Raw genomic sequence first — 26,277 nt, 5'->3', positions numbered from 1 at the left:
CAAACATATCGTTAAAATTTTCACTATGCTTGGAGAGATTCTTGGCTTTGGTTAGTTTGAACGAATTAATAAAAAACTCACCATGACAATTTGACAGTATTTTTATCACCACAAAAGGAGTTCATCCGGTATGTCTAATTTCTTCATGAACGACCGCAAGACGCTGATTAATGACGTAATTGAAGGGGTGATCTTAACCTCACCTTTCAAGAATCTAGCCAAATTGGATGTAGACTCAGCGATTCGTGTCGTGGTCAGAAGCGACTGGGATAAAAAGAAAGTTGCGCTAATTTCTGGCGGTGGTTCCGGCCATGAGCCTGCTCACGTTGGCTTTGTGGGTAAAGGCATGCTAACTGCTGCGGTATGCGGTGACGTATTCGCTTCACCGAGTGTTGATGCAGTGTTGAATGCGATTGTTGCAGTCTCTGGCGACGCCGGATGTTTACTGATTGTGAAAAACTACACAGGTGATCGTCTCAACTTTGGTCTGGCGGCTGAAAAAGCTAAACACCTCGGCTATAAAGTCGATTTAGTGATGGTGTCTGATGACATTGCTTTGCCAGATAATAAGCAGCCGCGCGGCATTGCCGGCACAGCTCTAGTGCATAAAGTCGCGGGTTATGCGGCTGAGCAGGGCAAGTCGTTGGAAGAGGTGACTAAAATCGCTCAGCAAGCCATTGATGCCACCTCGAGCATCGGCGTTGCCATGCACGGGTGTAATTTGCCGGGTGGAGATGACGAGGAAGAAGAGAGCGATCGTATCGCTGCCGGTCACGTTGAGTTAGGTCTCGGAATTCATGGTGAACCGGGTGTGTCAGTTTTGAAAACACATAATAGCCAAAAAATTGTTAAAACACTGGTCGAATTGCTGCAAAAAGAGCTGAAGAAAAGCCACAAAGTTGCGGTGCTGATTAACAATCTTGGCGGCGTTTCACCGCTGGAGATGAATCAGATCACCAAAGAGCTAGTACATTCTGACCTCGCTAGCGCCATCAAGTATCTTATAGGCCCTGCCGCACTGGTGAGCGCGTTGGATATGAAAGGTTTCTCACTCTCAACCATCGTGCTGAACAAGGACATTGAAGAAGCTTTATTGGCAGAGGTTGAAGCCTCGGGCTGGCATCCGCTGGTCAAACTCGAGAAATTGCCACTACAGAAGGTTAAATTAATTAGCCAGAAAGTGAAGATCAAAGCTTCGAGCAATGCAACGGTTGGCAACATTGTGAAAGTGATTACAGAAACACTGATTTCGCTGGAAGGTGAATTGAACAAGCTCGATGCCAAGGTGGGAGATGGCGATACCGGCTCGACTTTTGCGTCGGGCGCCAAAGATATTCTCGAACTTAACGAAGGCAACAAACTGCCACAGGACGATCTCGCATCGTTGTTCGCGGTTGTCGGCGATCGTCTGGCGACAGTGATGGGCGGCTCGAGCGGCGTATTGATGTCGATATTTTTTACCGCTGCCGGGCAGAAAGTCGGCGAGCAAGGATCGCTTGCCGAGTCCCTGCTGTTTGGCCTGGAGCGCATGAAGCATTACGGTGGGGCTGATTTAGGCGATCGCACGCTAATCGATGCTTTACAGCCAGCTTTGGAAGCGTTGGATAAAAAAACAGGAGATTTAGCCGGTGCAGCCAATGCAGCGGCCAAAGGAGCCAAAGACACCGCGAGCATGAAAAAAGCCAACGCGGGTCGGTCCTCATATCTCAACAGTGACAGTCTGAAAGGGGTGAAAGATCCTGGCGCGGTAGCGGTTGAACACGTCTTTGCTGCGTTATTGGCACAGCATAAATAACTGGGACAGTTTAATGAGCCGAGATATGAGCAGTCCTGGCATAGATTGATATTTTCTGTGCTCTCAAACGCCTGATGCCCTTGTATCGGGCGTTTTGTTGTTTCGACCTGCACTAGATAATAGCTAATATATTCAAATAATTGGCTATAAATTGTATCTGGGCCAATTTTGATAGCGTTCTAACGGGGTCTCAGGAATGTCACTTTTTGCTTCTCTCTCAGGGTGCCAATCACAGTTATTTATAAAACATAATGCTAATTGCACAAAAAGCATTCAACAAACGGATGCGCGATGAGAAAAGTTGCTATATGCTACTGGTTATCATTATCAGTTGTCGTGGGGCAGCAGCATGATTGCAGCAATAGTTACGGCGTGTGGATTTTGGGGAGTGAGTTGGTCTTTTGGCAAGCGTTTGTCTAGCGGATGGGGCGTGTTATTACCTTGTGCACTGCTGCCCGTTTTAGCGCTGGCAAATCTGTCTTTGGATCATCTGAAGTGTCTGGTGATTACCGCGATGCTGGCGACGCTTATCATGTTGTTCCACAGCAAACTGAGACATTACTTGTTGCTGCCGTCATTTATGGCGTTGGCTGGCGGACTGGCTGCTGTGTCGGTAAACTTTAATTTGATGTAAAAAGAGAGCTAAGCTTTAGTAAAAATTTTTTCAGAAATAAATAAGATGATTTTTAACGTCTTGAGTTGAAAAGAGATTCTTGCGGAGAGTAAGGCGAGTGTTTTGAAGCTGTTGTATTTTAGAGCAATAGTATTTTGAAGCAGTGGTATTTTGAAGCTGTTGTAAGAGTCATCTGGTGCGAAGAGAGGGACTTGAACCCTCACGTCCGTAAGAACACTAACACCTGAAGCTAGCGCGTCTACCAATTCCGCCACCTTCGCACAAATGATTACTTACTTGCGATAATTCTGTTTCTTTTGGCATCTACGATACAAACACATTGGTGCGAAGAGAGGGACTTGAACCCTCACGTCCGTAAGAACACTAACACCTGAAGCTAGCGCGTCTACCAATTCCGCCACCTTCGCAACGTTCTGCGTTGTACTGTTTACTGCCTATGGTTGTTTGGTGCGAAGAGAGGGACTTGAACCCTCACGTCCGTAAGAACACTAACACCTGAAGCTAGCGCGTCTACCAATTCCGCCACCTTCGCAAACCGTTTCTTAACGTATAAAACATCGTCTATACGAGTAAGCAACCACGGGGCCGAATTCTAGAGATTTTAGCGAGGGCGTCAATAGTTATTTCATTGAAAGGCGATGATTGCTGTAAAAAAGCGCAGTTTTCGCCCAAATAGCAGGATATTCAAGCGGATGATCTGCTTGTCGTTGGTTTTATAGGCGTTTTTTGATCGCCGACTTTACTTGTTTATAATCGTGAAAACAGTTCAATAAGCCAGTCGAGCAGCACTCGGACGCGCGGCGCCAGAAAACGCCCAGGTGGATACATAATGTACAGCGGCATGGGCGGCGGAGTGAAACCAGGAAGCACCTCAATCAATTCTCCACGCGAAATATCCCCCGCGACGACACGTCGTGAGGTCTGAATCAGCCCAAATCCAGATTTTGCGGCTGCAATGTAGGCGTCTGCGCCGCTCACGGTCAGCGTGTGATCCATCATTACCTGCTGGACTTTCTTGTTGATAACAAATTCAAGATGCGATTCGGGGCGTTGGTGGGCAAAAAAATAAGCTACGGCCCGATGCTGCTTAAGATCAGCAATGTTGACGGGCACGCCGTAGCGCTGCAAATAATCCCTCGAGGCACAGGTAATCTGCTCCAGCATGGCGATAGGTCGCGACTGAAGATTCTCGTTTTCCGCAGGCCATGCGCGGATCACGCAATCGACACCCTGATGCAGCAGATCAACCGCATTATCATTAGCGCTGACGGTAAGGCTTATCAGCGGATAGCGCGCGGAAAACTCTTGTAGCGCGGGCAGCACGATTTCACGCGCCGCAGAATGGGGCATATCAATGCGTACATGGCCTTCAGGCTGTGCCTGATGGTGTGCAAACAGATTGTGCGCCTCGTCGAATGCCGCCAGCAGTTGCAGGCAGCGCTGATAATATTGCTCGCCTTCCTCGGTAATTTTCACCTGTCGCGTGGTTCGCAGAAAAAGTCGCACCCCAAGACGTTGCTCGAGCATCTTTAAAGTGGTGCTTACCGTGGCGCGCGGTAAATCGAGATCTTCCGCCGCGCGTGTAAAGCTACCCAACTCTGTTATGCGGGTAAAAATCCGCATCGCCTGAATCTGATCCACGCTGGTTTCTCATTGTTTGCGATTTCTGAACAGTGTTGCACAGATTAGCGGATTTATCTTTGAGCGGTAAACAACCAAACTGATTTTCATCGACGGAACAATCAGAGGGAATAAACATGCAACAACGTAAATTAGGCAAAAACGGTCCAATGGTCTCGGCGCTGGGTTTAGGCTGCATGGGGATGAGCGAATTTTACACCGGCAATATGGACGAGAAAGAGTCGCTGGCGACGCTGGACCGCGCGCTTGAGCTAGGGGTGACCATGCTTGATACCGCCGACATGTATGGCCCTTATACCAATGAGGAACTACTGGGCAGAGCATTGCAGGGGCGTCGCAATCAGGTATTCCTGGCAACTAAGTTTGGCATCGTTCGTGACCCGACGAATCCTCATGCCAGAGGCACAAACGGACATCCGGACTATATTCGCAAGTCAGTGGAAGGTAGCCTAAAACGCCTGCAAACCGATGTAATTGACCTTTATTATCAGCATCGCGCCGATCCTGCTGTACCGATTGAAGATACCATTGGCGCGCTGGCGGATTTAGTGCGTGAAGGTAAAATCCGTTATATCGGCTTGAGTGAGGTGGGTACCGCCACGCTTGAGCGGGCGCACGAGGTGCATCCGATTAGCGCGCTGCAAACAGAATACTCGCTGTGGAGCCGCGACGTGGAAGAAAGCATCCTGCCAGCCTGTGAGCGTCTGGGGATTGCTTTTGTACCTTATAGCCCGTTAGGCCGCGGTTTTTTGACTGGCACCATTCGTTCGCCTGAAGATTTAGCCGACAATGATTTCCGCAAACATAATCCGCGTTTTCAGGGGGATAATTTCGAAAAAAATCTGCAGTTGGCGGATAAAGTGGCCGAACTCGCCAGCGAGAAAGGCGTGAAGCCTTCCCAACTGGCGTTGGCGTGGGTGTTGGCACAGGGGGAAAACATTGTGCCAATCCCGGGAACAAAGCGTCGTATTTATCTTGAAGAGAACATCGCCGCGCTTGATGTCATCCTGAATGAAGCCGAACTCGCGGCGATCGAAGCTGCTTTTCCTCTGCACTCTGCTTCTGGTCAGCGGTATGCGGCAGAGATGATGCGTATTCTTGGCAATTCCTAGCTATATCTTTCGAGCTACAGGTACGTTCGCTGTCCTCAGTCGCCCCGGTCACTTACTGATGTAAGCTCCCGGGGACTTCTTCAGTTGCTGCCTTCCTGTCGCTCGAAATCTATAAGCTATTGTCGCTATATCTTTCAAACACAGGTGCGTTCGCTGTCCTCAGTCGCCCCGGTCACTTACTGATGTAAGCTCCCGGAGACTTCTTCAGTTGCTGCCTTCCTGTCGCTCGAAATCTATAAGCTATTAATTTTCTGATTATTAACGCTTTTTCTTTTTATCGTCGCGCGGCGGACGGCCACGGGTGGCTTCGTACACTTTGAAACGGCCGTTCTGCGCCAGTACTTCATGGTTACCGAAGGTAGCGTCTAAAAGCGCCGCATAAGGCAGGAAGGCGTTAGCCACGATACGCAGTTTTCCGCCAATATTCAGGTGGTTAACTGCGCCGCGGATCAGCTGCTCGGAAGCGTGCAGGCTGGTTTGCAGGCCTTCGTGGAAAGGCGGGTTCGAAATGATCATGTCGAAACGGCCTTTGATGTCGGAATAGACATTACTGGCAATCACTTCGCCGGTTAGCCCGTTGGCTTCAAGCGTAGCACGGCTTGCGGCCAGTGCGGCGGCACCGACATCACTGAGGGTGACTTTCATTTTTGGCGAATAAGTTGCCAGCACAGAAGCCAGCACGCCGGAACCGCTGGCGATATCCAACACTTTGCCTTTAATTGGCTCTTCAAAGCTGTTGATCAGCAGCAGGCTGCCGCTGTCCAGACCTTCTCGGCTGAATACGCCTGGCAGGGTTTTGATGGTGACTTCTTCGACCATATAAGTCTGCCACCAGTCTTCGGCGTCGAACTCTGGCTGCTTTTCCAGACGGCCATGATAGAGGCCACAGCGGCGGGCGCTGTCAATTTTATCCAGCTGGCAGAACTCAGACAGGATTTCTTCCGCACTGCGCACGCCGCTGCGGTTTTCACCGACCACGAACACGTCAATGCCCAGTGGCAGGGTAGAAAGCAGGTTGAACAGCTGGAACTTGGCTTCCTGCTTGCTCTTCGGCCAGTAATAAATCAGCAAATCGCTGGCAGCGATAAACTCGGCATCCGCCACCAGACCAAACTGCACGTCATCTTTCAATGAAGCGCTGAGCATTTGCCAGTGGTGATATTGATTGGTATGGACCCGCACGTTTTCAGCATCGAAATCGGCTGGCAGGTCATCTTGTAAATCGCCGGCGAACAGTACGCGGCGGCCGGTAAAATCATCGCTGTGGCGCAGTATGACTTCACTGGCCGGGGTTAATGCTGACATCAGATAAGGCTCCTCAGGAATATGGGCGGCATTATAGAGGTTTATTGGCGCAGGTTCGATGTGTTTGCTAGCATAGCGCGCTATAAGAGTCGCCAACGGGCAGGAAAAAGCATGGCTTCAAGACGAGACTGGCTATTACAGCAGCTGGGAATAACCCAGTGGACGCTGCGTCGCCCCACGGTTTTACAAGGTGAAGTGGCCGTCAGTCTGCCGGACCAGACAAAGCTGTTAATTGTTGCCGACGTGCTGCCGCTGGAAGGCGATTTATTGGTAAAAGACGTGATCCGCAGCCTCAATCTGCACGATTCGCAGGTTTATTGCCTGCAAACGGAGCAGGTCGCGATGCTGCCGGAAGACACGCACTGCAATACCTGGCGACTGGGCATTAGCGAACCGTTAACGGTCGCGGGTGCGCAGTTATCTAGCCCGGCGCTGGCCGAGCTTTCTCAAGACGCTGGAGCCAAACGCGCGCTCTGGCAGCAGATTTGTGAAAATGAACAACATTTCTATCCTGACCCCCGCGGATCTGACGCGCGCCTTTGAGATTGAACAGGCCAGCCACGCCTTTCCCTGGAGTGAAAAGACGTTTGCGACTAATCAGGGCGAACGTTATATCAATCTCAAGTTAGAACAGCAGGGCAAAATGGTAGGTTTTGCGATTGTGCAGACCGTGCTGGACGAAGCCACGCTGTTTAATATTGCCATTGATCCCGCCTATCAACGGCAGGGATTGGGGCGTATTTTGCTCGAAGAAATTCTCGCTCAGCTTGAAACTCGCGACGTGTTTACGCTTTGGCTGGAGGTTCGCGCTTCCAATCGTGGGGCAATTTCGCTGTATGAGAGTATGGGATTCAACGAGGTTTCGATTCGCCGTAATTACTATCCAGCGGCCTCCGGGCGCGAAGATGCCATTATCATGGCATTGCCGATTGGCTGAAAAAGCGGGCATTGCGCCCGCTTGTTGCTTTCTTGAATTTGGAAAATTATTCGTGGCCGTGGCTTCTGTGTTTGGTTACCAAGCCTAGAATCAGACACATCACGAATACCACCAGATACAGGCCGTTGGCGGTTGCCAGTGCTGCGTGAGCACCGTTTTTTGCCACAATCGGGCCGGTAACCACAAAGGTTAACATGGTGCCAACGGTGCCGCAGGTCAGGATAAAGTTAACCAGTTTCGGCGAAGATACTTTGGTCTGCAAAGAGCCTAAAGTAATGATTGTGGTGTAAATCGCGCTGGAAACAAAGCCCAAAGCCAAAATCGCGTAGGTCAGATGATCGACGTTGGTGGTTGAGATAAACAGGTACATCGCCACTGTCGCCAGCAGAGTTAACAGGGTCACGATGCGCTGCAAATCGAAGAAGCGCAGCACCACGCTAAACACCCACATACCAATCATATAAGACAGCCAGAAATCGCTGACCAGCTTGCCTGCCTGATTGATGTCGAGGTTAAAGGTTTTCGTAACGTATTCTGGTACCCACTGAATAAAGCCCAGCTGGCCAAGGATGTAACACAGCGCAGCAATCGACAGAAATAATACGCCAACACCCCATTTTTCTTTCTCGACCGGCTTGCTCAGCGTTTCAGCTTTCTTGCCCAGCACCGGGAAATCGGCTATCAGAGTCAGCACAAAAATTGCCAGATACAGCACGCCGATGCAGGCATAGACCCAGTACCAGCCGATGCTTCGCGCCAGCAACATGCCCGCCACTACCGGGAAAATCATTCCCGCCATGCTAAAGAATGAGTCAGTAAACAGCAGACGCGACCCGCGCTGACGCCCTTCATAAATGCTGGTAATAAGGAAGGTGCCAATCGACATTGTAATGCCGCTCACCATTCCAAGCACAAACATGCACAGCGAAAATACGCTGATATTTTTGCTTAGCATGAGTCCAGCCACCGCCAGCACCATCAGCACGAAGCCAAAAATCAGCTGACGCTTCAATGGGATAACTTCCATCAGCCAGGCATTGAGGAAGATAGCAATTAAAATACCGGCATTGAGGAAGGTAAAGGTGTTACTCATGCTGGAAACAGGCAGGCCAAAATATTCAGCAATGTTGCCCATTACCATGCCGGTGACAATCACCAGCGCGCCGGTGAGTCCATAAGAGAAAAAGCTAATCCAGGTGAGAAGCAATCGATTACTTTTAGTCATTTAAGATACATCCTTGTGATGTATAAGAGGTTAAAACCCGCAAAAAGGTTAAATATCAGTGGTCAAGACCACTATTTTGTAGCGATACAACTTTTATTGGCCGATTATCCAGAAAGGCGTAGGCCAGTTTTGTGATGGGACAGGTATTTTTAATGCAAGGAAAAAACTTATGCAAAAAATATATGTGATGTTCATCACATTTTGATGTAAACAGGCTGAACAGGGCACGGATTTTGAGCACAGCCGATCGTGGCAATGACATTTCTGACCAAGATTTTACAGCTCGCGCGCAGTGAATATAAAAGCATTGATTGTCTATCCCTGCCAAATCATAGAAAATAGCCGGCTATAACTTTTATTACCGCTTTGCCTGATGCCGTTCTGGCTTAAAATCAATACCGATGCAGGGCGGACAACCGCAGAAACGTGGAAAAACATGTCTCCTAGTGAATACGCCCTCGAAGTCGCCAAACGTCGCACCTTCGCAATTATCTCGCACCCCGATGCGGGTAAAACCACCATTACTGAAAAAGTGTTGTTATTCGGAAACGCTATTCAGACCGCCGGTACGGTAAAAGGCCGTGGTTCCAATAACCACGCGAAATCCGACTGGATGGAAATGGAAAAGCAGCGTGGCATCTCCATCACCACCTCGGTGATGCAGTTTCCGTATCACAATGCGCTGGTTAACCTGCTCGATACCCCGGGACACGAAGACTTCTCCGAAGATACCTATCGTACTCTGACCGCCGTTGACTGCTGTCTGATGGTTATCGACGCCGCAAAAGGCGTTGAGGATCGAACCCGTAAGCTGATGGAAGTCACCCGTCTGCGCGATACCCCGATCCTGACCTTCATGAACAAGCTTGACCGCGACATTCGTGACCCGATGGAAGTGATGGACGAAGTTGAGCGCGAGCTGAAAATCGCCTGTTCACCGATTACTTGGCCTATCGGCTGCGGCAAACTGTTCAAGGGCGTTTATCACCTCTATAAAGATGAAACTTATCTTTATCAGACGGGTAAAGGTCACACGATTCAGGAAGTTCGCATTGTTAAAGGGTTAAGCAATCCTGATCTCGATGCTGCCATTGGTGAAGAGCTGGCGATTCAGCTGCGTAGCGAGCTGGAACTGGTGCAGGGTGCATCGCACGAATTTGACCACGAAGCCTTCCTCAGCGGCGATTTGACCCCAGTTTTCTTCGGCACCGCGTTGGGTAACTTTGGCGTTGATCACATGCTCGACGGTCTGGTGGAGTGGGCGCCTGCGCCTCAGCCACGTAATACCGATGTGCGTGAAGTCGTGGCCGCCGACGAGAAATTCACCGGCTTCGTGTTTAAGATTCAGGCCAACATGGACCCGAAACACCGTGACCGCGTGGCGTTTATGCGCGTCGTTTCTGGTCGATACGAAAAAGGCATGAAACTGCGCCAGGTGCGTACCGGTAAAGACGTGGTAATTTCCGATGCGCTGACCTTTATGGCGGGTGACCGCTCGCACGTTGAAGAGGCCTTCCCCGGCGATATTATCGGCCTGCACAACCACGGTACCATTCAGATTGGCGACACCTTTACTCAGGGTGAAAACATGAAGTTCACTGGTATCCCGAACTTTGCTCCTGAATTGTTCCGCCGCATTCGTCTGCGTGACCCGTTGAAGCAAAAGCAGTTGCTTAAAGGTCTGGTTCAGCTGTCTGAAGAGGGCGCGGTGCAGGTGTTCCGTCCGCTGATCAACAACGACCTGATCGTTGGCGCGGTGGGTGTGCTGCAGTTTGAAGTCGTGGTTGCGCGACTGAAAAGTGAATACAACGTTGAAGCAATTTACGAATCAGTAAACGTTTCAACGGCGCGCTGGGTTGAATGCTCTGACGTGAAGAAATTTGAAGATTTCAAGCGCAAGTGTGAAGTGAATCTGGCGTTGGACGGGGGTGATAATCTCACTTACGTTGCTCCATCAATGGTTAACCTTAACCTGACAAAAGAGCGTTATCCTGAAGTCGATTTCCGTAAAACGCGTGAGCATTAATTTGCTTTACGATGCCCTTTAGCGGCAACTATCGACCAATCAAGACGGCCACTGTGCCGTCTTTTTTTTCGTCATTCGCATCGCAAATTAGTTTCATTTGGAAACTAGTTTGTGCGTTTTTAGCGCTTTTTAGCCTAAAAATAGCCCATAATGCTCAGACTTATCTGTATTACAGGTAAATAACCCATTCTTACTACAGTTTTGCTCATCGTCGGCTATATTTAATAAACGCACAACGAAGGGCAGTGGTAAACGCTGGTCTTTCGATACTAAGTAGAGACTTGTGCTGAGTTGTTAATTCATTACAGCTTAAATATCACAGTGATGTGGTCACAGTAAAAGCTTAAAGTCGTCACGACCATGTGACGGAAACAGCTCTCAAATTATGAGCTGCCAAACTGTTAAGGAAGAAATCGATGAAAAAGTCTAATTTTGCATACTCAATGATGGCTGTAGTTCTGGGTACCGCCCTGATGAGCGGTAGCGCGTTGGCTGCTTCGACAGATAGCACAACGGATTCTGCGGGTGCAAAAATCGATAGCTCCATGAGTAAAGTTGATAGCTACATGAGCGATAGTGCAACCACCGCTAAAGTAAAAAGCGCACTGGTTGATGATAAAGCGATCAAAAGTACTGATATTTCAGTCAAAACTAACAAAGGCGTCGTGACGTTGAGCGGTTTCGTCGGTTCTCAGGCCGAAGGTGAACAGGCCGTCGCGGTGGCAACCAAAGTTGAAGGTGTTAAATCCGTCAGCGACAAGCTTCACACCAAAGATAGCAAAACGCAGTCCGTAGGCGGTTATGCGGGTGATACTGCAACCACGACTTCAATCAAAGCTAAACTGCTGGCCGATGACCTTGTGCCTTCACGTATGGTGAAAGTTGAAACCACCGATGGCGTAGTTCAGCTGTCAGGTACGGTAAAAGATCAGGCTCAGTCCGATCGCGCCGAAAGCGTTGCCAAGACCGTGAGTGGCGTTAAGAGCGTCAAGAACGATCTGAAAGTTCAGCCTTAATATCGTTGATTGATAATGTTGCTCATCTCAGCGATGGGCAACATCTGATTACCGAAGTTAGCTGAAGAATGTCTTAAGCACCACGAGTCACAAAAAAAGAATACTGACGGATTATTTACGTGAAAAATCACTGGGTTTCCGTCCATTTTTGAAATTCCGAGCTATCTTTAATACTGTACTTCAAATAAATGTATCTACAGTTATCAACCGTTATTCAGGACGCATTACATCAGCGAATAACGGACGAAAATTTAATATAGGGTAAGGAGAAGCTTATGTTTCGTTGGGGTATTATATTTCTTGTCATCGCGTTAATCGCGGCAGCGTTGGGCTTCGGTGGACTGGCAGGTACAGCGGCCTGGGCTGCAAAAGTAGTCTTCGTAGTCGGTATCATTCTGTTCCTGGTCAGCCTGTTTACCGGCCGTAAGCGCTTATAGCCCTTATAGAGTTTCAGGCAGTGATACTGTTAAAAGATAAATTATTTATCTGATATATCCCGGAGATTAATAAAGAGTAACGTTATTAAAGGCACAGGGAAGTACAAGGAAGAGCCTGACGTTATTTTTTAGCCCTGACAATGAATGGCGGGGCAAATGGTTAACAGGAAGTAACGATTTAATCTCCGGGATTTTGCAAGAACATTACCGATCGGGAAAAGACGGAGTATGCTCATCATAGAATCAATATTGTTGAGGAACCTCTGTTGGGATATAGAATTCCGGTCACGCTGGGAAATATCGAACCCCTGGCTTATAAACCCTATTTACCTGGTAAAATCGCACTGGTTTGTGAGGGCGGTGGCCAACGGGGTATTTTCACCGCAGGCGTGCTCGACGAATTTCAACGGGCGGGCTTCAATCCATTCGATCTTTTAATCGGCACTTCTGCCGGTGCTCAAAACCTTTCTGCTTATGTTTGTGGTCAAGCTGGCTATGCTCGGCGGGTAATCACACGTTATACCACCAGTCCGCAATTTTTTAATCCTCTACGTTTTGTACGTGGCGGACACCTGATTGATCTCGATTGGTACATCGACGCTATCTCCCAAAGTATGCCGCTGGCCATTGATTCGGCTGAGAAATTGCTGATCGACGGACGTGAATTTCTGATGTGTGCCTGCCGTAGCGACGATTACACTCCAAATTATTTTGCCCCAACGCGTGAAAGCTGGCTGCCAGTCATTAAAGCTTCGAGTGCGATCCCCGGTTTTTACCGCATGGGCGTTGATCTCGACGGAGTCAGCTATCAGGATGGCGGGATCAGTGATGCAATTCCGGTCGAAGAGGCCTATCGCCGCGGAGCCGACACAATTGTGGTGATCCGCACCGTACCTTCTGCAATGTTTTATACGCCGCAGTGGATGAAGCGTATGGAGCAGTGGCTGAGTGAAAGCAGCCTGCAACAGTTGGTGCATATGGTGCAGCATCACGAGCAAAGCTATTACCGTATTCAGCAGTTTATCGAGAATCCGCCGGGCGACCTGCGTATCTTCGAGATTTTCCCGCCGAAACCGTTGGCGAGTCATGCTTTAGGCAGCCGTTTACCGGCGCTGAATCAGGATTATCATTTGGGTCGCCGCTGTGCGCGCTATTTCCTGTCGATTGCTTCACACTGGTTGTTGCCGCGTGAAAAAGATCAGCCGATGCCAATCATGACGCCGCGTCCGATCAGAAGGCCGAGCATTATTGTGCCGCCAACTGTCTCGCCAGAAATCGAGCTGCCGGTCAGTGCTGCCGCGAATCAGTCTGATTTGAATCAGCGCGAGTCTATTGAGGTTGATCAGATTTTGCCTGACCAGATTGCGTTGGCCGATATCAATCTCGATAATACGGTTCGTCCCGCTCTTAGCGCCTTTAAGGATGAAGCTGCGCGGGTGGTTATCAGCCCGATAGCAGACAGCGTGGTTGCCGATCCGCCATTTAAGGTTGATCCCACTGTGGCCGCCAAAGGAATAGAAGGAGAAGGGGACAAGTTGTGAAGCCGGATTTTATCGATACCCACTGCCATTTTGATTTCCCCCCGTTCACCGGTAATGAGACACACAGCCTGCAACTCGCCGGAGAAGCAGGAGTGAATCAATTGATTGTGCCTGCGGTAGAAGCCGATCGCTTTGAGCGAATATTGATGCTTGCCAAAGATCATCCCCAGGTCTTTGCCGCTCTGGGCCTGCATCCTATCTGTATTGAGCGTCACAACGAAGCCTCTCTGGCGAGCCTGACCGAACATCTTGCAACGCGAGACAATAAGCTGGTGGCGATTGGCGAAACCGGGCTGGATTTATATATGGAAAATCCCGATTTCGAGAAGCAGCAGTGGCTGCTGAAAGAGCAATTCAAGCTGGCAAAACTGCATGACCTGCCGCTAATCCTGCATTCACGGCGTACCCACGACCCGCTTTCTGCCATGCTGCGTAAAGCCGACTTGCCCGCAACTGGAGTGGTGCACGGATTCGCGGGCAGTCTTTCTCAGGCTCAAGCCTTTGTGCGCCTTGGTTTTGCAATCGGCGTAGGTGGCACTATCACTTATGAAAGGGCGCACAAAACCCGGCAAGTCATGGCGCAACTGCCGCTGTCGTGTTTATTGCTGGAAACTGACGCCCCCGATATGCCATTGCAGGGTTTTCAAGGCCAGCCAAATCGCCCGGAGCGCGCGGCGCAAGTGTTTAAGGCGCTGTGTGAGTTAAGGGCTGAATCTACAGAAAAAATTGCTGATGCGCTGATGAAAAACACACGGCGAGTGTTCAATCTTCTAGCTTAAATGTTATTTAAATAACATTCTCCTCGAGATTTTTTCTCGCGCCCGAGAAGGATTTTTATTATATTCCTGTGAGTGATATCTCGGCTATTGCCTTAAATGTTATTTAAATAACATCGCGCATTGAGTTACTATTCTCTCTATCAAGAGTTATCCCTCGATTTACAGTTGTCATGCCACAGTTGTCATGGTTGAGGTATACACTTTTATCACTGCCCAAGACTGGGCAAACGGCCTCTAAATGTGATTTAGATCTCATTTTTTTGAGTAACGTTGCAATCAATTTTCATTTTGTGTGAAATACTGCACACCATAAATGGCGCAAACCTGTTCAAATAGTCTCAACAGGTGGGTGATTGCCTCTGTCTGCTCGCCAAAATGAGGGAGTGTTTCTGGCGTATTCAGTCAAAACATTTGCGGCTGTATGCACAGCGCTGACGGCCTGTCAGAACTGAAATTTTGGAGAGTTATATGACTGATTTAACCGCAGCGGCGCAGCGTGCGCTGAGTCTGATGGATTTGACCACCCTGAACAATGACGATACCGATGCCAAAGTTATTGCCTTGTGCGAAATGGCGAAAAGCCCGGCTGGCAACACGGCCGCAATCTGTATTTATCCGCGTTTTATTCCGATTGCTCGCAAAACGCTGCGCGATCAGGGCACTCCAGAGATACGCATCGCCACGGTGACTAACTTCCCGCACGGCAACGATGATATCGAGATCGCCGTCACCGAGACCCGCGCGGCGATTGCCTATGGCGCTGATGAAGTTGACGTGGTGTTCCCTTACCGCGCGCTGATTGCCGGTAATGAAAAGGTCGGATTCGAATTAGTTAAACAGTGTGCCGAAGCCTGTCATGCCGCCAATATTTTGCTGAAAGTGATCATCGAAACCGGTGAGCTGAAGCAGGAATCGCTAATTCGCAAAGCTTCCGAGATTGCGATTGGCGCGGGTGCAGACTTTATCAAAACGTCGACCGGTAAAGTGCCGGAAAACGCCACGCTGCAAAGCGCCGAGCTGATGCTCCAGGTGATTAAAGACATGAACGTTGCTCAGTCGGTGGGTTTCAAACCGGCGGGTGGCGTGAAAACTGCTGAAGATGCCGCGCAATATCTGGCGCTGGCCGATAACATTCTTGGTCGCGAATGGGCCGATGCCCGCCATTTCCGTTTTGGTGCCTCAAGCCTGTTGGCGAGTCTGCTGACCACGCTGGGACATCAGGGGCAGAAATCCGGCAGCGGTTACTGATTGCTATGGATCGGGGCGGCGATGCTGGCCCCGATTTGTCTTACGTTGATGATTTCCTTTTCGTATCCAAATTAGGGTGAGAACGTGGCATCTGTGCAAAAAACCTTTCTGGCTCAAGAAATAATTCGTAAAAAACGTGACGGGTTGCCGCTCAGTGAAGAAGAGATCCGCTTCTTCATTAATGGCGTTCGTGACAGCAAAGTCTCTGAAGGGCAAATTGCCGCGCTGGCAATGACCATTTATTTCAATGACATGAACATGGATGAACGCGTTGCGCTGACGATGGCAATGCGTGATTCCGGTACGGTACTGAGCTGGAAACATTTGTCGCTGAACGGACCGATCGTTGATAAGCATTCCACTGGCGGCGTAGGCGATGTTACTTCGCTGATGCTGGGACCGATGGTGGCGGCGTGCGGCGGCTATATCCCGATGATCTCCGGTCGCGGCCTGGGTCATACCGGCGGGACGCTCGATAAACTCGAGAGTATCCCGGGGTTTGATATTTTCCCCGATGACGATCGTTTTAGAAAAATTATTCAGGACGTCGGCGTGGCGATTATTGGCCAGACCAATTCGCTGGCACCGGCGGACAAGCGTTTTTACGCTACCCGCGATATTACCGCCACGGTCGATTCGATTCCGCTGATCACCGCCTCAATACTGGCGAAGAAATTAGCTGAAGGATTGGATGCTCTGGTGATGGATGTCAAAGTCGGCTCCGGGGCATTTATGCCAACCTATGAGCTGTCGCAGGATCTGGCACAGGCCATTGTAGACGTCGCCAACGGTGCAGGATGTAAAACCACTGCGTTGCTGACTGACATGAATCAGGTGCTGGCTTCCAGCGCGGGTAACGCGGTTGAAGTGCGTGAAGCCGTGCGCTTCCTCACCGGTGAGTATCGTAGCCCGCGTCTGCTTGAAGTGACGATGGCGCTGTGTGTCGAGATGCTGTTATCAGCCGGACTGGCGAAGGACGACGCCGAAGCTCGCGGTAAACTGCAAGCGGTGCTGGACAACGGTCGCGCGGCAGAAATCTTTGGCAGAATGATTGCGGCACAAAAAGGCCCAATCGACTTTATTGAAAATTACGATCGCTATTTGCCTCAGGCAACCTTGAGTAAAATGGTGTATTCGGAGCGGGCCGGGATTGTTGGCGCGATGGACACCCGAGCTCTTGGACTCAGCGTGGTGGCCCTGGGCGGCGGGCGTCGCCGTGCCACCGACGCGATTGATTATAGCGTTGGGTTAACGCAAATGGCGCGTATCGGCCAGCAGATCGATACTCAGCAGCCGCTGGCAATGATTCACGCCAACAGTGAAGAGGCGTGGCAACAGGCCGCGGAGGCAGTGCGTGCAGCGGTAGTACTCAGTGACGTGGCTCCGCAAGACCTGCCTGTAGTCTATCGCCGTATCAGCTAGCGCGATTTGCCTCGTTAACCCATTCATCAAAAGCGGTGCTTTAATGGCCGCTTGCAACGCGTAGTAATGCGCAGGAGAGCAAAATGAAACGTACATTTATCATGATGTTGGACTCATTTGGAATTGGCGCCAGTGAAGATGCCGAACGCTTTGGTGACGTGGGTTCCGACACGCTGGGCCATATTGCTGCGGCCTGTGCCCGTGGTGAAGCCGATGTTGGCCGCAAAGGGCCGTTGCACCTGCCGAACATGACGGCGCTGGGCCTGGCGAAAGCCGCCGAAGCTTCGACCGGTCATTTCCCGGAAGGTATGGATCCCGATGCTAAAATCATTGGCGCTTATGCTTATGCCAGCGAGCTTTCATCCGGTAAAGATACGCCGTCAGGTCATTGGGAAATCGCCGGAGTGCCGGTATTGTTCGACTGGGGCTATTTCTCGGATGTGGAAAACAGTTTCCCGCAAGAGCTGCTCGACAAGCTGGTAGAGCGCGCCGATCTGCCGGGTTATCTCGGTAACTGCCACTCGTCAGGCACCGTAGTGCTTGATGCTTTAGGCGAAGAACATATGAAAACGGGCAAGCCGATTTTCTACACTTCTGCCGATTCGGTGTTCCAGATTGCCTGTCACGAAGAGACTTTTGGTCTCGAACGTCTTTATGAGCTGTGTGAAATCGCTCGCGAAGAACTGACCGAAGGCGGTTACAACATTGGCCGCGTGATTGCGCGTCCGTTTGTTGGCGACAAAAAAGGTAATTTTGAGCGTACTGGCAACCGTCACGATTTGGCGGTAGAGCCACCGGCGCCAACAATCCTTAAAAAGTTGGTCGACGAGAAACAAGGGGAAGTGGTATCGGTAGGCAAGATTGCCGATATTTATGCCCACGTCGGTATCACCAAAAAAATTAAAGCCACCGGTTTGGACGCTTTGTTTGATGCCACCGTTCAGGAGATGAAGCTGGCAGGTGACAAAACTATCGTTTTCACCAATTTCGTTGATTTCGATTCCTCTTACGGCCACCGTCGCGATGTTGCCGGCTATGCCGCTGCACTCGAATTATTTGACCGCCGTCTGCCAGAGTTATTAGAGCTGGTCAAAGACGAAGACATTATTATTCTGACTGCCGACCACGGCTGCGACCCAACCTGGCGCGGTACCGATCACACCCGTGAACACATTCCGGTGCTGATCTACGGACCAAAAGTGAAACCAGGATCCCTGGGTTATCGCGACACCTTTGCCGATATCGGCCAAACCGTTGCCAGTTATTTTGACCTGTCGCCAATGGAGTATGGAAAATCCATGCTTTAAGACGAATTTTTTGAGAAGATTCGAATTAATTACTCAGAGCAATACCCGTGATATTTTTGATTGCAGCAGGGCAGCAAGTTAGCTCATCTGCAGCTCAAAAGATGAAGGGTCAATAACAAAAGGAATGTTTACTATGGCAACGCCACACATTAACGCAGAAATGGGCGATTTCGCAGACGTAGTCCTGATGCCTGGCGATCCGTTACGCGCTAAACACATTGCAGAAACGTTCCTGGAAGATGTTAAACAGGTCAACGACGTACGCGGTATGCTCGGTTTCACCGGCACTTACAAAGGCCGCAAAATTTCCGTAATGGGTCACGGTATGGGCATTCCATCCTGCTCAATTTATGCGAAAGAGTTGATCACCGAGTTTGGGGTGAAAAAAATCATTCGCGTAGGTTCCTGTGGCGCGGTGCGTGCGGACGTCAAGCTGCGCGACGTGGTAATCGGCATGGGCGCCTGCACCGATTCCAAAGTTAACCGTATGCGTTTCAAAGACCATGATTATGCGGCCATTGCCGACTACGACATGGTGCGTCACGCGGCAGATGCTGCGGCGGCAAAAGGTATCAAAGCGCGTGTTGGCAATATTTTCTCCGCCGACCTGTTCTATTCACCAGACCCGCAAATGTTCGACGTGATGGAAAAGTACGGCATTTTGGGCGTGGAAATGGAAGCCGCGGGTATCTACGGCGTGGCTGCAGAATTCGGTGCTAAGGCGCTGGCTATTTGTACCGTGTCGGATCACATCCGCAGCGGCGAGCAGACTACTGTAGCCGAGCGCCAAACTACCTTCAACGACATGATTGAGATCGCGCTGGAATCCGTGCTGCTAGGCGACAAAGCCTAAGCCGGTTTTACCTCGAGAGTAGTAAAAAAACGGAGGCCAATGAGCCTCCGTTTTCATTGATAACAGCTTGTTTTTCTATTCATTGCTGCCGTTTGATCTATTCATCAATCGATTCATTAATCGATTCATAAATCGATGCCGTGATGATAAAACCTGAAGATATTCTACGAGAGGGGCCCGCCGGTTCGTCAGAACTGACGGCTGAAATCAACCGCCTCGCCTGATTACTTATCTTTATTCTTTTCGTCTTCTTCTTCTGTCGGCTCAACGCTGCGTTGCAAATTGCGATGAGCGGCCTGTACGGCTTCCAGCTCTGCTTCTTCTTCCTGGGTAAGCACCACTTTTTCTTCGACCCTCTCTTCGGCGATAGCAATCACCAGCGGCTCGTTATTGTGCGCCGGCAAGTCGTCGTCTTCGTCTCGCTCTCTTAGGCGGGTACTGGCGGTCAGCAGGAACGGTGACTGTTCCCAACGGCTGCGGCGGCCCTGCAACAGACTGCGGGCGAGGATAATACCAATGGCCAGTGAAAGCAGCATCATCAGGCGCAAAAGGTTGGTCGTGTTATCGACCTGTTTGGCCTCGGTCGCCAGTACGTGGGTATCCAGCGTCATGCGCAGGAAGCCGCTAGGACCGTCTTTATCGCCGATGGGTTGCACTATCTGATGATTGAAATAACTGCCCGCGCGCTTGCCGTCGAGCGCCAAACGATCGCGAACCGGCACTGTCTCGCCTGAATGAGCAATCAACGATCCGTCGAGCTGGTAAACACTGGCATCCAGTATGCGACTCTGATCGGTAAGTTGATTTAAAATAGTAGTAATCTGAGCGATGTCCGCGCCATCATTTTGGCTGTCCATTAGCGGTGCCAACGAGAATGCCACCTGGCGAGCAAGTGTCTGGGTCAACTGTTCGACCTGTTGGGATCGCGCTAATTGGTGTCCTAGGCTAAAATAGGACGCGCCTTGCATTAATAAAACTAATAAAGCCAAGCAAATCAGCACGATAACCGTGCGGTGTCTGCGAAGTTTCAGTTTGGCCTCTGCCATTCTGTTTCCTTAAGGTATTCGACGACTTTAATGTTGCCAGAAGCGTTGGCGATAAGGTAGCTTGATGCGTCGTTTTATCGCGGCCCCTCTGCATTTCGGCAGAGTATTTGCTCTTACAGGAGAAATCATGCCAAACCGTCTGACCTATTGCGATCTTCCTTCCGAGATCCACCAATGGCCGGGACTTCCACTTTCACTCAGCGGTGACGAAGTGATGCCGCTCGATTACCGGGCCGGACACACTGGCTGGCTCCTGTACAGTAGAAAGCTCGACAAACTCAGTATCAGTCGCTTCCAGAGCCAGCTAGGCCGCGCTCTGGTGGTGGTCAGTGCCTGGATGGTCGAAGACTATCAGGTCGTGCGCCTTGCTGGTCCGTTGACGCCAGACGTTTTCGAGCTGGCCGAGCAGTTCGAGTTCGACATCACCCCGCTGCGAAAAGTGCCACACATGCGCACTCCGGGCCTGCTGGTGATGGACATGGATTCTACTGCAATCAAGATTGAATGCATCGATGAAATTGCCAAACTGGCCGGAGTTGGCGAGCAGGTGGCGGAAGTTACCGAACGTGCGATGCGCGGCGAGCTTGATTTTGCGGCCAGTTTACGTCAGCGCGTGGGCACGTTAAAAGATGCCGACGCCAATATTCTACTCAAGGTGCGTGAAACCCTGCCACTGATGCCGGGCCTGCGTAGTATGGTGGCTCGCCTGCAAGAGTTGGGCTGGCACGTGGCTATCGCTTCAGGTGGTTTCACCTACTACGCTGATTACCTGCGCGGCGAGCTGAATCTGGTTGCTGCAGTCGCCAACGAGTTGGAAATCTATGACGGCAAGCTGACTGGTCAGGTGCTTGGACCTATCGTCGACGCGCAATACAAAGCCGATACCTTGCTGGCGCTGGCCGAAAAACTCGGTATTCCCGTTGAACAGACCGTGGCGATTGGCGACGGAGCAAATGATTTAAAAATGATGTCGGTCGCAGGACTGGGCGTCGCTTTCCACGCTAAGCCGAAGGTCTATGAACAGGCCGAGGTCTGCATTCGTCATGCCGACCTGATAGGCCTGCTTTGCATTCTTAGCGGCAGCGTGGCGTAATTGATTTAACGGGGCGTTCGCGCTTCAAAACGAGGTAAGTTGTGGCAAAAGCAGCAAAACGAGCGTTCGTATGTAATGAATGCGGCGCAGATTATCCGCGCTGGCAGGGGCAATGCAGTGCCTGTCAGGCCTGGAACTCCATTACTGAAATCCGCTTGGCTGCTTCCCCAACCGTGGCTCGTAACGAACGTCTCACCGGCTATGCGGGCGATGCGGGAGTGAGCCGCGTGCAGAAGCTGTCGGAGATCAGTCTCGACGAAACCCCGCGCTTTAGCACCGGTTTTAAAGAATTTGACCGCGTGCTGGGCGGCGGCGTGGTGCCGGGCAGCGCGATCCTGATCGGTGGTAATCCCGGTGCGGGTAAAAGTACGCTGCTGTTGCAGATCCTCTGCAAACTCGGCGAAAACATGAAAACGCTGTACGTCACGGGTGAAGAGTCACTGCAACAAGTGGCGATGCGCGCCCACCGCCTCGGATTGCCGACCGCAAATATGAACATGTTGTCGGAAACCAGCATTGAGCAAATCTGTCAGATAGCCGATCAGGAGCAGCCAAAGCTGATGGTGATCGACTCCATTCAGGTGATGCACATGGCGGATATCCAGTCGTCACCGGGTACTGTGGCGCAGGTGCGTGAGAGCGCCGCCTATCTCACCCGCTATGCCAAAACGCGCGGTGTAGCGATCGTGATGGTGGGACACGTGACCAAAGACGGTTCCTTGGCCGGTCCGAAGGTGCTGGAACACTGCATCGACTGTTCAGTTTTACTCGACGGCGATGCCGATTCGCGTTTTCGCACCATTCGCAGTCATAAAAACCGTTTTGGCGCAGTTAACGAGCTCGGCGTATTTGCCATGACCGAACAGGGCCTGCGCGAAGTAAACAATCCGTCGGCGATCTTCCTGAGCCGTGGTGATGAAATCACCTCTGGTAGCTCGGTAATGGTGCTTTGGGAAGGAACTCGGCCGCTGCTGGTGGAGATCCAGGCGCTGGTGGATCACTCGATGATGGGCAATCCGCGTCGCGTTGCGGTTGGGCTTGAACAGAATCGTCTGGCGATTTTGCTGGCGGTGCTGCATCGTCATGGCGGCCTGCAAATGGCGGATCAAGACGTGTTCGTCAACGTGGTTGGCGGCGTGAAAGTCACTGAAACCAGTGCAGATCTGGCTTTGCTGCTGTCGTTGGTATCAAGCCTGCGCGACAGGCCGTTACCGCAGGATCTGGTGGTGTTCGGCGAAGTCGGGCTTTCCGGTGAGATTCGCCCGGTACCTAGCGGGCAGGAGCGTATCAGCGAGGCGGCCAAGCATGGTTTCAAACGCGCAATTGTGCCGCACGCCAACGTGCCGAAAAAACTGCCGGAAGGCATGAAAGTTTACGGCGTCAAAAAGTTGGCAGACGCCTTGGCCATCCTCGAGGATCTCTAATTAATACAAGGACCCGCTATGCCGCAGTTTGATTATCTTAAGGCAGCGATTAAGCAACAGGGACGTACGCTGCAACAGGTGGCGGAAGCCAGCGGCATGACCAAGGGCTATTTGAGCCAGCTGTTGAATGACAAGATCAAAAGCCCCAGCGCGCAGAAGCTGGAGGCGTTGCATCGCTTTCTTGATCTCGAATTCCCGCGCCGCGAGAAGAAAATCGGGGTGGTGTTCGGCAAGTTTTATCCGCTGCATACCGGGCATATCTATTTGATTCAACGGGCCTGTAGCCAGGTTGATGAGCTGCACATTATTCTCGGCTATGACGAACCTCGCGACCGCGAACTGTTTGAAAACAGCTCGATGTCGCAACAGCCGACCCTGAGCGATCGCCTGCGTTGGCTGCTGCAAACCTTTAAATATCAGAAAAATATTCATATTCACGCCTTTAACGAAGAAGGCATGGAGCCGTATCCGCACGGCTGGGACGTGTGGAGCCGGGGCATCACCGCCTTTATGCAACAAAAAGGTATTCACCCCAATACCATTTATACCAGTGAACAAAACGATGAGCCGCGCTATCGCGAGCATTTAGAGATCGATACGGTACTGATCGATCCAAAACGATCGTTTATGAAAATAAGTGGCTCGCAGATCCGCCGTGACCCGTTCCGCTACTGGGACTATATTCCGACCGAAGTGAAGCCATTCTTTGTGCGCACGGTGGCGGTGCTCGGCGGTGAATCCAGCGGAAAATCAACGCTGGTCAACAAACTGGCGAATATTTTCAACACCACCAGTGCCTGGGAATATGGGCGTGACTACATCTTCTCGCACCTCGGCGGTGACGAGATGGCGTTGCAGTATTCCGATTACGATAAAATTGCACTCGGTCAAGCGCAGTACATTGATTTTGCTGTTAAATATGCCAACAAAGTCACCTTTCTCGATACTGACTTTCTGACTACTCAGGCATTTTGCAAAAAATACGAGGGGCGAGAGCACCCGTTTGTGCAGGCGCTGATCGACGAATACCGCTTTGATCTGGTGATTTTGCTGGAGAACAACACGCCATGGGTTGCCGACGGACTGCGCAGTCTGGGCAGTTCTCTGGATCGTGCGGAGTTTCAAACCATGCTGGTCGAGATGATGGAGAAAAACAACATTTCCTTCACTCACGTTACGGCATCTGATTATGACCAGCGTTTCCTCGACTGTGTAGAGCTGGTGCAGAACATGCTGGGCGACGAAGGTTCAACTATCGGTTCCTGATGGCCAATGTCTTATCAAAAAAAACGGCGTTACTGCACCAGGCAGCGACGCCGTTTTCACTTTTACCTCTGCCTTAATCCTTTTTCGCTCTCAACTTGAAGAAAATCGTTCTGAAATTGAGGAAAATTGAATGCCAAAGGGTTAGAAAGTCACCACCACTTTGCCCTGCATGTGCCCATCGTTTACTTTGTCATGCGCAGACTGGATGCTTTCAGTCGTTAAGCCGCTAATCGTTTCAGTCAGCGTGGTCGCAACCTTGCCTGCGTCAACCAGCTCGGCAACCTGTTGTAAAATATGGCCTTGCTCGCTGATGTCCGACGTTTTGTACATGCTGCGGGTGAACATGAATTCCCAGTGCAGCGAGGCGCTCTTCAGTTTCAGCTGGTTTTGGTCCAGCGGTTTTTCATTTTCAACGATGGTGCAGATTTTACCCTGCGGAGCAATCAGTTTGCCGATTGCTTCCCAGTGGCCGTCGGTATCATTCAGGCAGAAAATATAATCCACCTGCTTGATGCCCTGTTTTTCCAGCTCGCCAACCAAATCTTTATAATTTACGGTCAGGTTGGCACCGCGCTCTTTACACCAGGCGGCAGACTCAGGACGAGAAGCGGTAGCGATAACCTTAACGTTGCTGCGCTGCGCCGCAAACGGAATTGCCAGTGATCCTACGCCACCGGCACCGCCGATGATCAGCAGGGTTTTATCGGCACCGGCTTCCTGAATTTTCAGATGTTCAAACAGACCTTCCCACGCGGTAAGGGCGGTCAATGGCATAGCGGCCGCTTCGGCCCAGTTCAGAGAACGCGGTTTTTTTGCCACGATACGTGAGTCAATCAGTTGCTCGCTGGCATTGCTGCCTGAGCGAGTGATATCACCGGCATACCAGACTTCGTCGCCCGCGCTGAATACGCTGACTTTGGCACCGACAGATTTCACCACGCCGCTCGCATCCCAACCCAGCACTTTAGGCTGCTCGAGACCGTTTTTAATCGCGCCCTGATGTACCTTGGTATCCACCGGATTAATCGACACGGCTTTCACCTCAACCAGCAAATCGTATTCGCCGACTTCCGGCTGTGGCAGTTCAATGGCGATAAACTGCTTCAGGTTTTTTGGATCCACGGCAATAGCTTTAATACTCATAGCAACACTCCCATTAGGTTTAGATGTTTTTAACTGACTTCAGTGTAGCCGCCTTCAACCAAGCTGATAAGATGGACAATAATTAACAAAGTGTTCGGCTGAGGTGAACAATTGTGTTTAAACAACTTCAAGACATGGCACTGTTTGCGCTGGTGGCAGAAACCGGCAGCTTTACAGGCGCGGCCAAACGCGCCGGTTTGCCTAAATCCAGCGTCAGCCAGCGGGTCAGTCAGCTGGAACAAGGTTTAGGCATCCGCCTCCTGAATCGTACTACGCGGCAGTTGAATCTGACTTTTGCCGGTGAGCGCTATCTGGTTCACTGTCAGGAGATGCTGCTGGCCAGCGAACGCGCCGATCAGGCAATTCAACGCCTGAAAGACAATCCCAGCGGACGTCTGCGCATCACCAGCCCGGCCGGTCTAGGCGCGACTCTGCTGGCACGAATGAATGCTGAGTTTTCAAAGCGCTACCCTGATGTGTCGCTGGAGGTTTCCGTCTCTGACCAACTTATTGATTTAGTTCATGAAGGTTTTGACGTGGCGTTGCGCAGCGGTAAGCCGCAGGATTCTTCGCTGATTGGCCGCTCGCTTGGTGAAGGACCGCGCTATTTGCTCGCGTCGCCGGACTATCTGGCCCAGCATCCTCCTCTTAACTCGCCGCAACAGTTGGAGGTGCATCGCTGTATCGGCCATCAGGCCTGGAAAGAGTGGGTGCTGCGCAAAGGCGATCATTATCATCGCTGGATGCTGCCGCCTGCGCACCACACTGACAATTTGCTTTACGCCCGAGAATGCGCGATTGCCGGGGCCGGGATCACGCTGCTGCCCGCTTTTATGAGTCACGATGAAGTCCGGCAAGGGCAATTGGTGCGCGTGTTGCCGGAATGGGAGGCTGAGAGCAATTCGCTGTATCTGGTGTATCCGAGCCGCAAGCTGAATTCGCCCGCGCTGGCCTGTTTCATCGATTTCATGATTAACGATTACGCTTTCGCCGAGCACTATATTGCCGCGCTTTAGGCAATAAAAAA

Annotated in this window: 23 protein-coding genes and 3 tRNA genes; 18 read left to right on the top strand and 8 right to left on the bottom strand. The window is 51.0% G+C overall.

The window, feature by feature from the left end; all coding sequences use genetic code 11:
- Nucleotides 1-130 precede the first annotated feature (130 nt).
- Both AB3G37_RS21600 and AB3G37_RS21595 read left to right on the top strand, forming a co-directional pair.
- A complete protein-coding gene (locus AB3G37_RS21600; RefSeq protein WP_369789046.1) occupies nt 131-1,795 on the top strand; it encodes a dihydroxyacetone kinase subunit DhaK in 1,665 nt (554 codons plus the stop codon).
- Nucleotides 1,796-2,144: 349 nt separating this feature from the next.
- Nucleotides 2,145-2,429: a DUF1435 domain-containing protein gene (locus tag AB3G37_RS21595; RefSeq protein WP_369789045.1), complete on the top strand. Its 285-nt coding sequence runs from the start codon at nt 2,145-2,147 to the stop codon at nt 2,427-2,429.
- 173 nt (nt 2,430-2,602) lie between these two features.
- Here the strand turns inward: AB3G37_RS21595 and AB3G37_RS21590 are convergent.
- From AB3G37_RS21590 to AB3G37_RS21575, 4 genes are all read right to left on the bottom strand, one after another.
- Nucleotides 2,603-2,689 (bottom strand) — tRNA-Leu (locus AB3G37_RS21590).
- Between the two features lie 60 nt (nt 2,690-2,749).
- A tRNA-Leu gene (locus AB3G37_RS21585) sits at nt 2,750-2,836 on the bottom strand.
- Between the two features lie 38 nt (nt 2,837-2,874).
- A tRNA-Leu gene (locus tag AB3G37_RS21580) sits at nt 2,875-2,961 on the bottom strand.
- A gap of 215 nt (nt 2,962-3,176) precedes the next feature.
- Nucleotides 3,177-4,070 carry a LysR family transcriptional regulator gene (locus tag AB3G37_RS21575; RefSeq protein WP_009634785.1) on the bottom strand — a complete coding sequence of 298 codons (894 nt, stop codon included), beginning with the start codon at nt 4,068-4,070 and terminating at the stop codon, nt 3,177-3,179.
- A gap of 116 nt (nt 4,071-4,186) precedes the next feature.
- Here AB3G37_RS21575 and AB3G37_RS21570 point away from each other — a divergent pair, with 116 nt between their 5' ends.
- A complete protein-coding gene (locus AB3G37_RS21570) occupies nt 4,187-5,182 on the top strand; it encodes an aldo/keto reductase (protein WP_369789044.1) in 996 nt (331 codons plus the stop codon).
- Between the two features lie 258 nt (nt 5,183-5,440).
- Here the strand turns inward: AB3G37_RS21570 and rsmC are convergent, their stop codons facing one another.
- Complete coding sequence (gene rsmC, locus AB3G37_RS21565) at nt 5,441-6,487, bottom strand: 16S rRNA (guanine(1207)-N(2))-methyltransferase RsmC (protein ID WP_369789043.1); 1,047 nt, start codon at nt 6,485-6,487, stop codon at nt 5,441-5,443.
- Between the two features lie 111 nt (nt 6,488-6,598).
- Between rsmC and AB3G37_RS21560 the strand changes: the two genes are divergently transcribed.
- Both AB3G37_RS21560 and rimI read left to right on the top strand, forming a co-directional pair.
- Nucleotides 6,599-7,030 (top strand): DNA polymerase III subunit psi, encoded by a 432-nt coding sequence (locus AB3G37_RS21560; RefSeq protein WP_009634782.1) that lies wholly within the window; start codon nt 6,599-6,601, stop codon nt 7,028-7,030.
- Nucleotides 6,981-7,424 carry a ribosomal protein S18-alanine N-acetyltransferase gene (rimI, locus tag AB3G37_RS21555; RefSeq protein WP_009634781.1) on the top strand — a complete coding sequence of 148 codons (444 nt, stop codon included), beginning with the start codon at nt 6,981-6,983 and terminating at the stop codon, nt 7,422-7,424. The genes AB3G37_RS21560 and rimI overlap by 50 nt, the downstream gene beginning before the upstream one ends.
- A gap of 46 nt (nt 7,425-7,470) precedes the next feature.
- On the opposite strand, the gene tsgA is transcribed toward rimI, so the two are convergent.
- Nucleotides 7,471-8,649, bottom strand: coding sequence for an MFS transporter TsgA (gene tsgA, locus AB3G37_RS21550; protein WP_369789042.1), 1,179 nt, complete (start codon nt 8,647-8,649; stop codon nt 7,471-7,473).
- Between the two features lie 436 nt (nt 8,650-9,085).
- On the opposite strand from tsgA, the gene prfC reads away from it, so the two are divergent.
- The 9 genes from prfC to deoD all read left to right on the top strand — a co-directional run bounded on the left by prfC (nt 9,086) and on the right by deoD (nt 19,278).
- On the top strand, nt 9,086-10,675 hold the full coding sequence (gene prfC, locus AB3G37_RS21545) for a peptide chain release factor 3 (RefSeq protein WP_009634779.1): 1,590 nt from the start codon (nt 9,086-9,088) through the stop codon (nt 10,673-10,675).
- 416 nt (nt 10,676-11,091) lie between these two features.
- Nucleotides 11,092-11,691 (top strand): molecular chaperone OsmY, encoded by a 600-nt coding sequence (gene osmY, locus AB3G37_RS21540; RefSeq protein WP_009634778.1) that lies wholly within the window; start codon nt 11,092-11,094, stop codon nt 11,689-11,691.
- 275 nt (nt 11,692-11,966) lie between these two features.
- Nucleotides 11,967-12,128 (top strand): DUF1328 domain-containing protein, encoded by a 162-nt coding sequence (locus tag AB3G37_RS21535; RefSeq protein WP_009634777.1) that lies wholly within the window; start codon nt 11,967-11,969, stop codon nt 12,126-12,128.
- Nucleotides 12,129-12,394: 266 nt separating this feature from the next.
- A complete protein-coding gene (locus AB3G37_RS21530; RefSeq protein ID WP_369789041.1) occupies nt 12,395-13,669 on the top strand; it encodes a patatin family protein in 1,275 nt (424 codons plus the stop codon).
- Nucleotides 13,666-14,448 (top strand): TatD family hydrolase, encoded by a 783-nt coding sequence (locus tag AB3G37_RS21525; protein WP_369789040.1) that lies wholly within the window; start codon nt 13,666-13,668, stop codon nt 14,446-14,448. Before AB3G37_RS21530 ends, AB3G37_RS21525 begins: the two co-directional genes overlap by 4 nt.
- A gap of 468 nt (nt 14,449-14,916) precedes the next feature.
- A complete protein-coding gene (gene deoC, locus AB3G37_RS21520; RefSeq protein WP_369789039.1) occupies nt 14,917-15,696 on the top strand; it encodes a deoxyribose-phosphate aldolase in 780 nt (259 codons plus the stop codon).
- An 84-nt stretch (nt 15,697-15,780) separates the two neighbouring features.
- The gene (deoA, locus tag AB3G37_RS21515; protein ID WP_009634773.1) at nt 15,781-17,118 is read left to right on the top strand and encodes a thymidine phosphorylase; all 1,338 of its coding nucleotides are present in this window, start codon (nt 15,781-15,783) and stop codon (nt 17,116-17,118) included.
- A gap of 83 nt (nt 17,119-17,201) precedes the next feature.
- The gene (gene deoB / locus AB3G37_RS21510) at nt 17,202-18,425 is read left to right on the top strand and encodes a phosphopentomutase (RefSeq protein ID WP_369789038.1); all 1,224 of its coding nucleotides are present in this window, start codon (nt 17,202-17,204) and stop codon (nt 18,423-18,425) included.
- 133 nt (nt 18,426-18,558) lie between these two features.
- Nucleotides 18,559-19,278 carry a purine-nucleoside phosphorylase gene (gene deoD, locus AB3G37_RS21505; protein WP_369789037.1) on the top strand — a complete coding sequence of 240 codons (720 nt, stop codon included), beginning with the start codon at nt 18,559-18,561 and terminating at the stop codon, nt 19,276-19,278.
- Nucleotides 19,279-19,502: 224 nt separating this feature from the next.
- Here deoD and AB3G37_RS21500 read toward each other — a convergent pair whose 3' ends face one another.
- Entirely contained in the window at nt 19,503-20,324 is an 822-nt protein-coding gene (locus AB3G37_RS21500) for a YtjB family periplasmic protein (protein WP_369789036.1), read from the bottom strand.
- Nucleotides 20,325-20,451: 127 nt separating this feature from the next.
- Between AB3G37_RS21500 and serB the strand changes: the two genes are divergently transcribed.
- The 3 genes from serB to nadR are packed head-to-tail and all read left to right on the top strand — an operon-like array spanning nt 20,452 to nt 24,107.
- Nucleotides 20,452-21,417 (top strand): phosphoserine phosphatase, encoded by a 966-nt coding sequence (serB, locus tag AB3G37_RS21495; RefSeq protein ID WP_369789035.1) that lies wholly within the window; start codon nt 20,452-20,454, stop codon nt 21,415-21,417.
- 41 nt (nt 21,418-21,458) lie between these two features.
- Nucleotides 21,459-22,841: a DNA repair protein RadA gene (gene radA, locus AB3G37_RS21490; RefSeq protein ID WP_009634767.1), complete on the top strand. Its 1,383-nt coding sequence runs from the start codon at nt 21,459-21,461 to the stop codon at nt 22,839-22,841.
- A gap of 18 nt (nt 22,842-22,859) precedes the next feature.
- A complete protein-coding gene (gene nadR / locus AB3G37_RS21485; protein WP_009634766.1) occupies nt 22,860-24,107 on the top strand; it encodes a multifunctional transcriptional regulator/nicotinamide-nucleotide adenylyltransferase/ribosylnicotinamide kinase NadR in 1,248 nt (415 codons plus the stop codon).
- Between the two features lie 141 nt (nt 24,108-24,248).
- Here nadR and AB3G37_RS21480 read toward each other — a convergent pair whose 3' ends face one another.
- On the bottom strand, nt 24,249-25,250 hold the full coding sequence (locus AB3G37_RS21480; RefSeq protein WP_369789034.1) for a zinc-binding alcohol dehydrogenase family protein: 1,002 nt from the start codon (nt 25,248-25,250) through the stop codon (nt 24,249-24,251).
- 113 nt (nt 25,251-25,363) lie between these two features.
- Here AB3G37_RS21480 and AB3G37_RS21475 point away from each other — a divergent pair, with 113 nt between their 5' ends.
- Nucleotides 25,364-26,266: a LysR family transcriptional regulator gene (locus AB3G37_RS21475; protein ID WP_369789033.1), complete on the top strand. Its 903-nt coding sequence runs from the start codon at nt 25,364-25,366 to the stop codon at nt 26,264-26,266.
- Nucleotides 26,267-26,277 lie beyond the last annotated feature (11 nt).

The sequence above is a fragment of the Rouxiella sp. WC2420 genome (assembly GCF_041200025.1).
Taxonomy (GTDB): domain Bacteria; phylum Pseudomonadota; class Gammaproteobacteria; order Enterobacterales; family Enterobacteriaceae; genus Rouxiella.
Note: the sequence above shows the minus strand (reverse complement) of the source record. Positions and strands in the feature narration are given on the sequence as shown.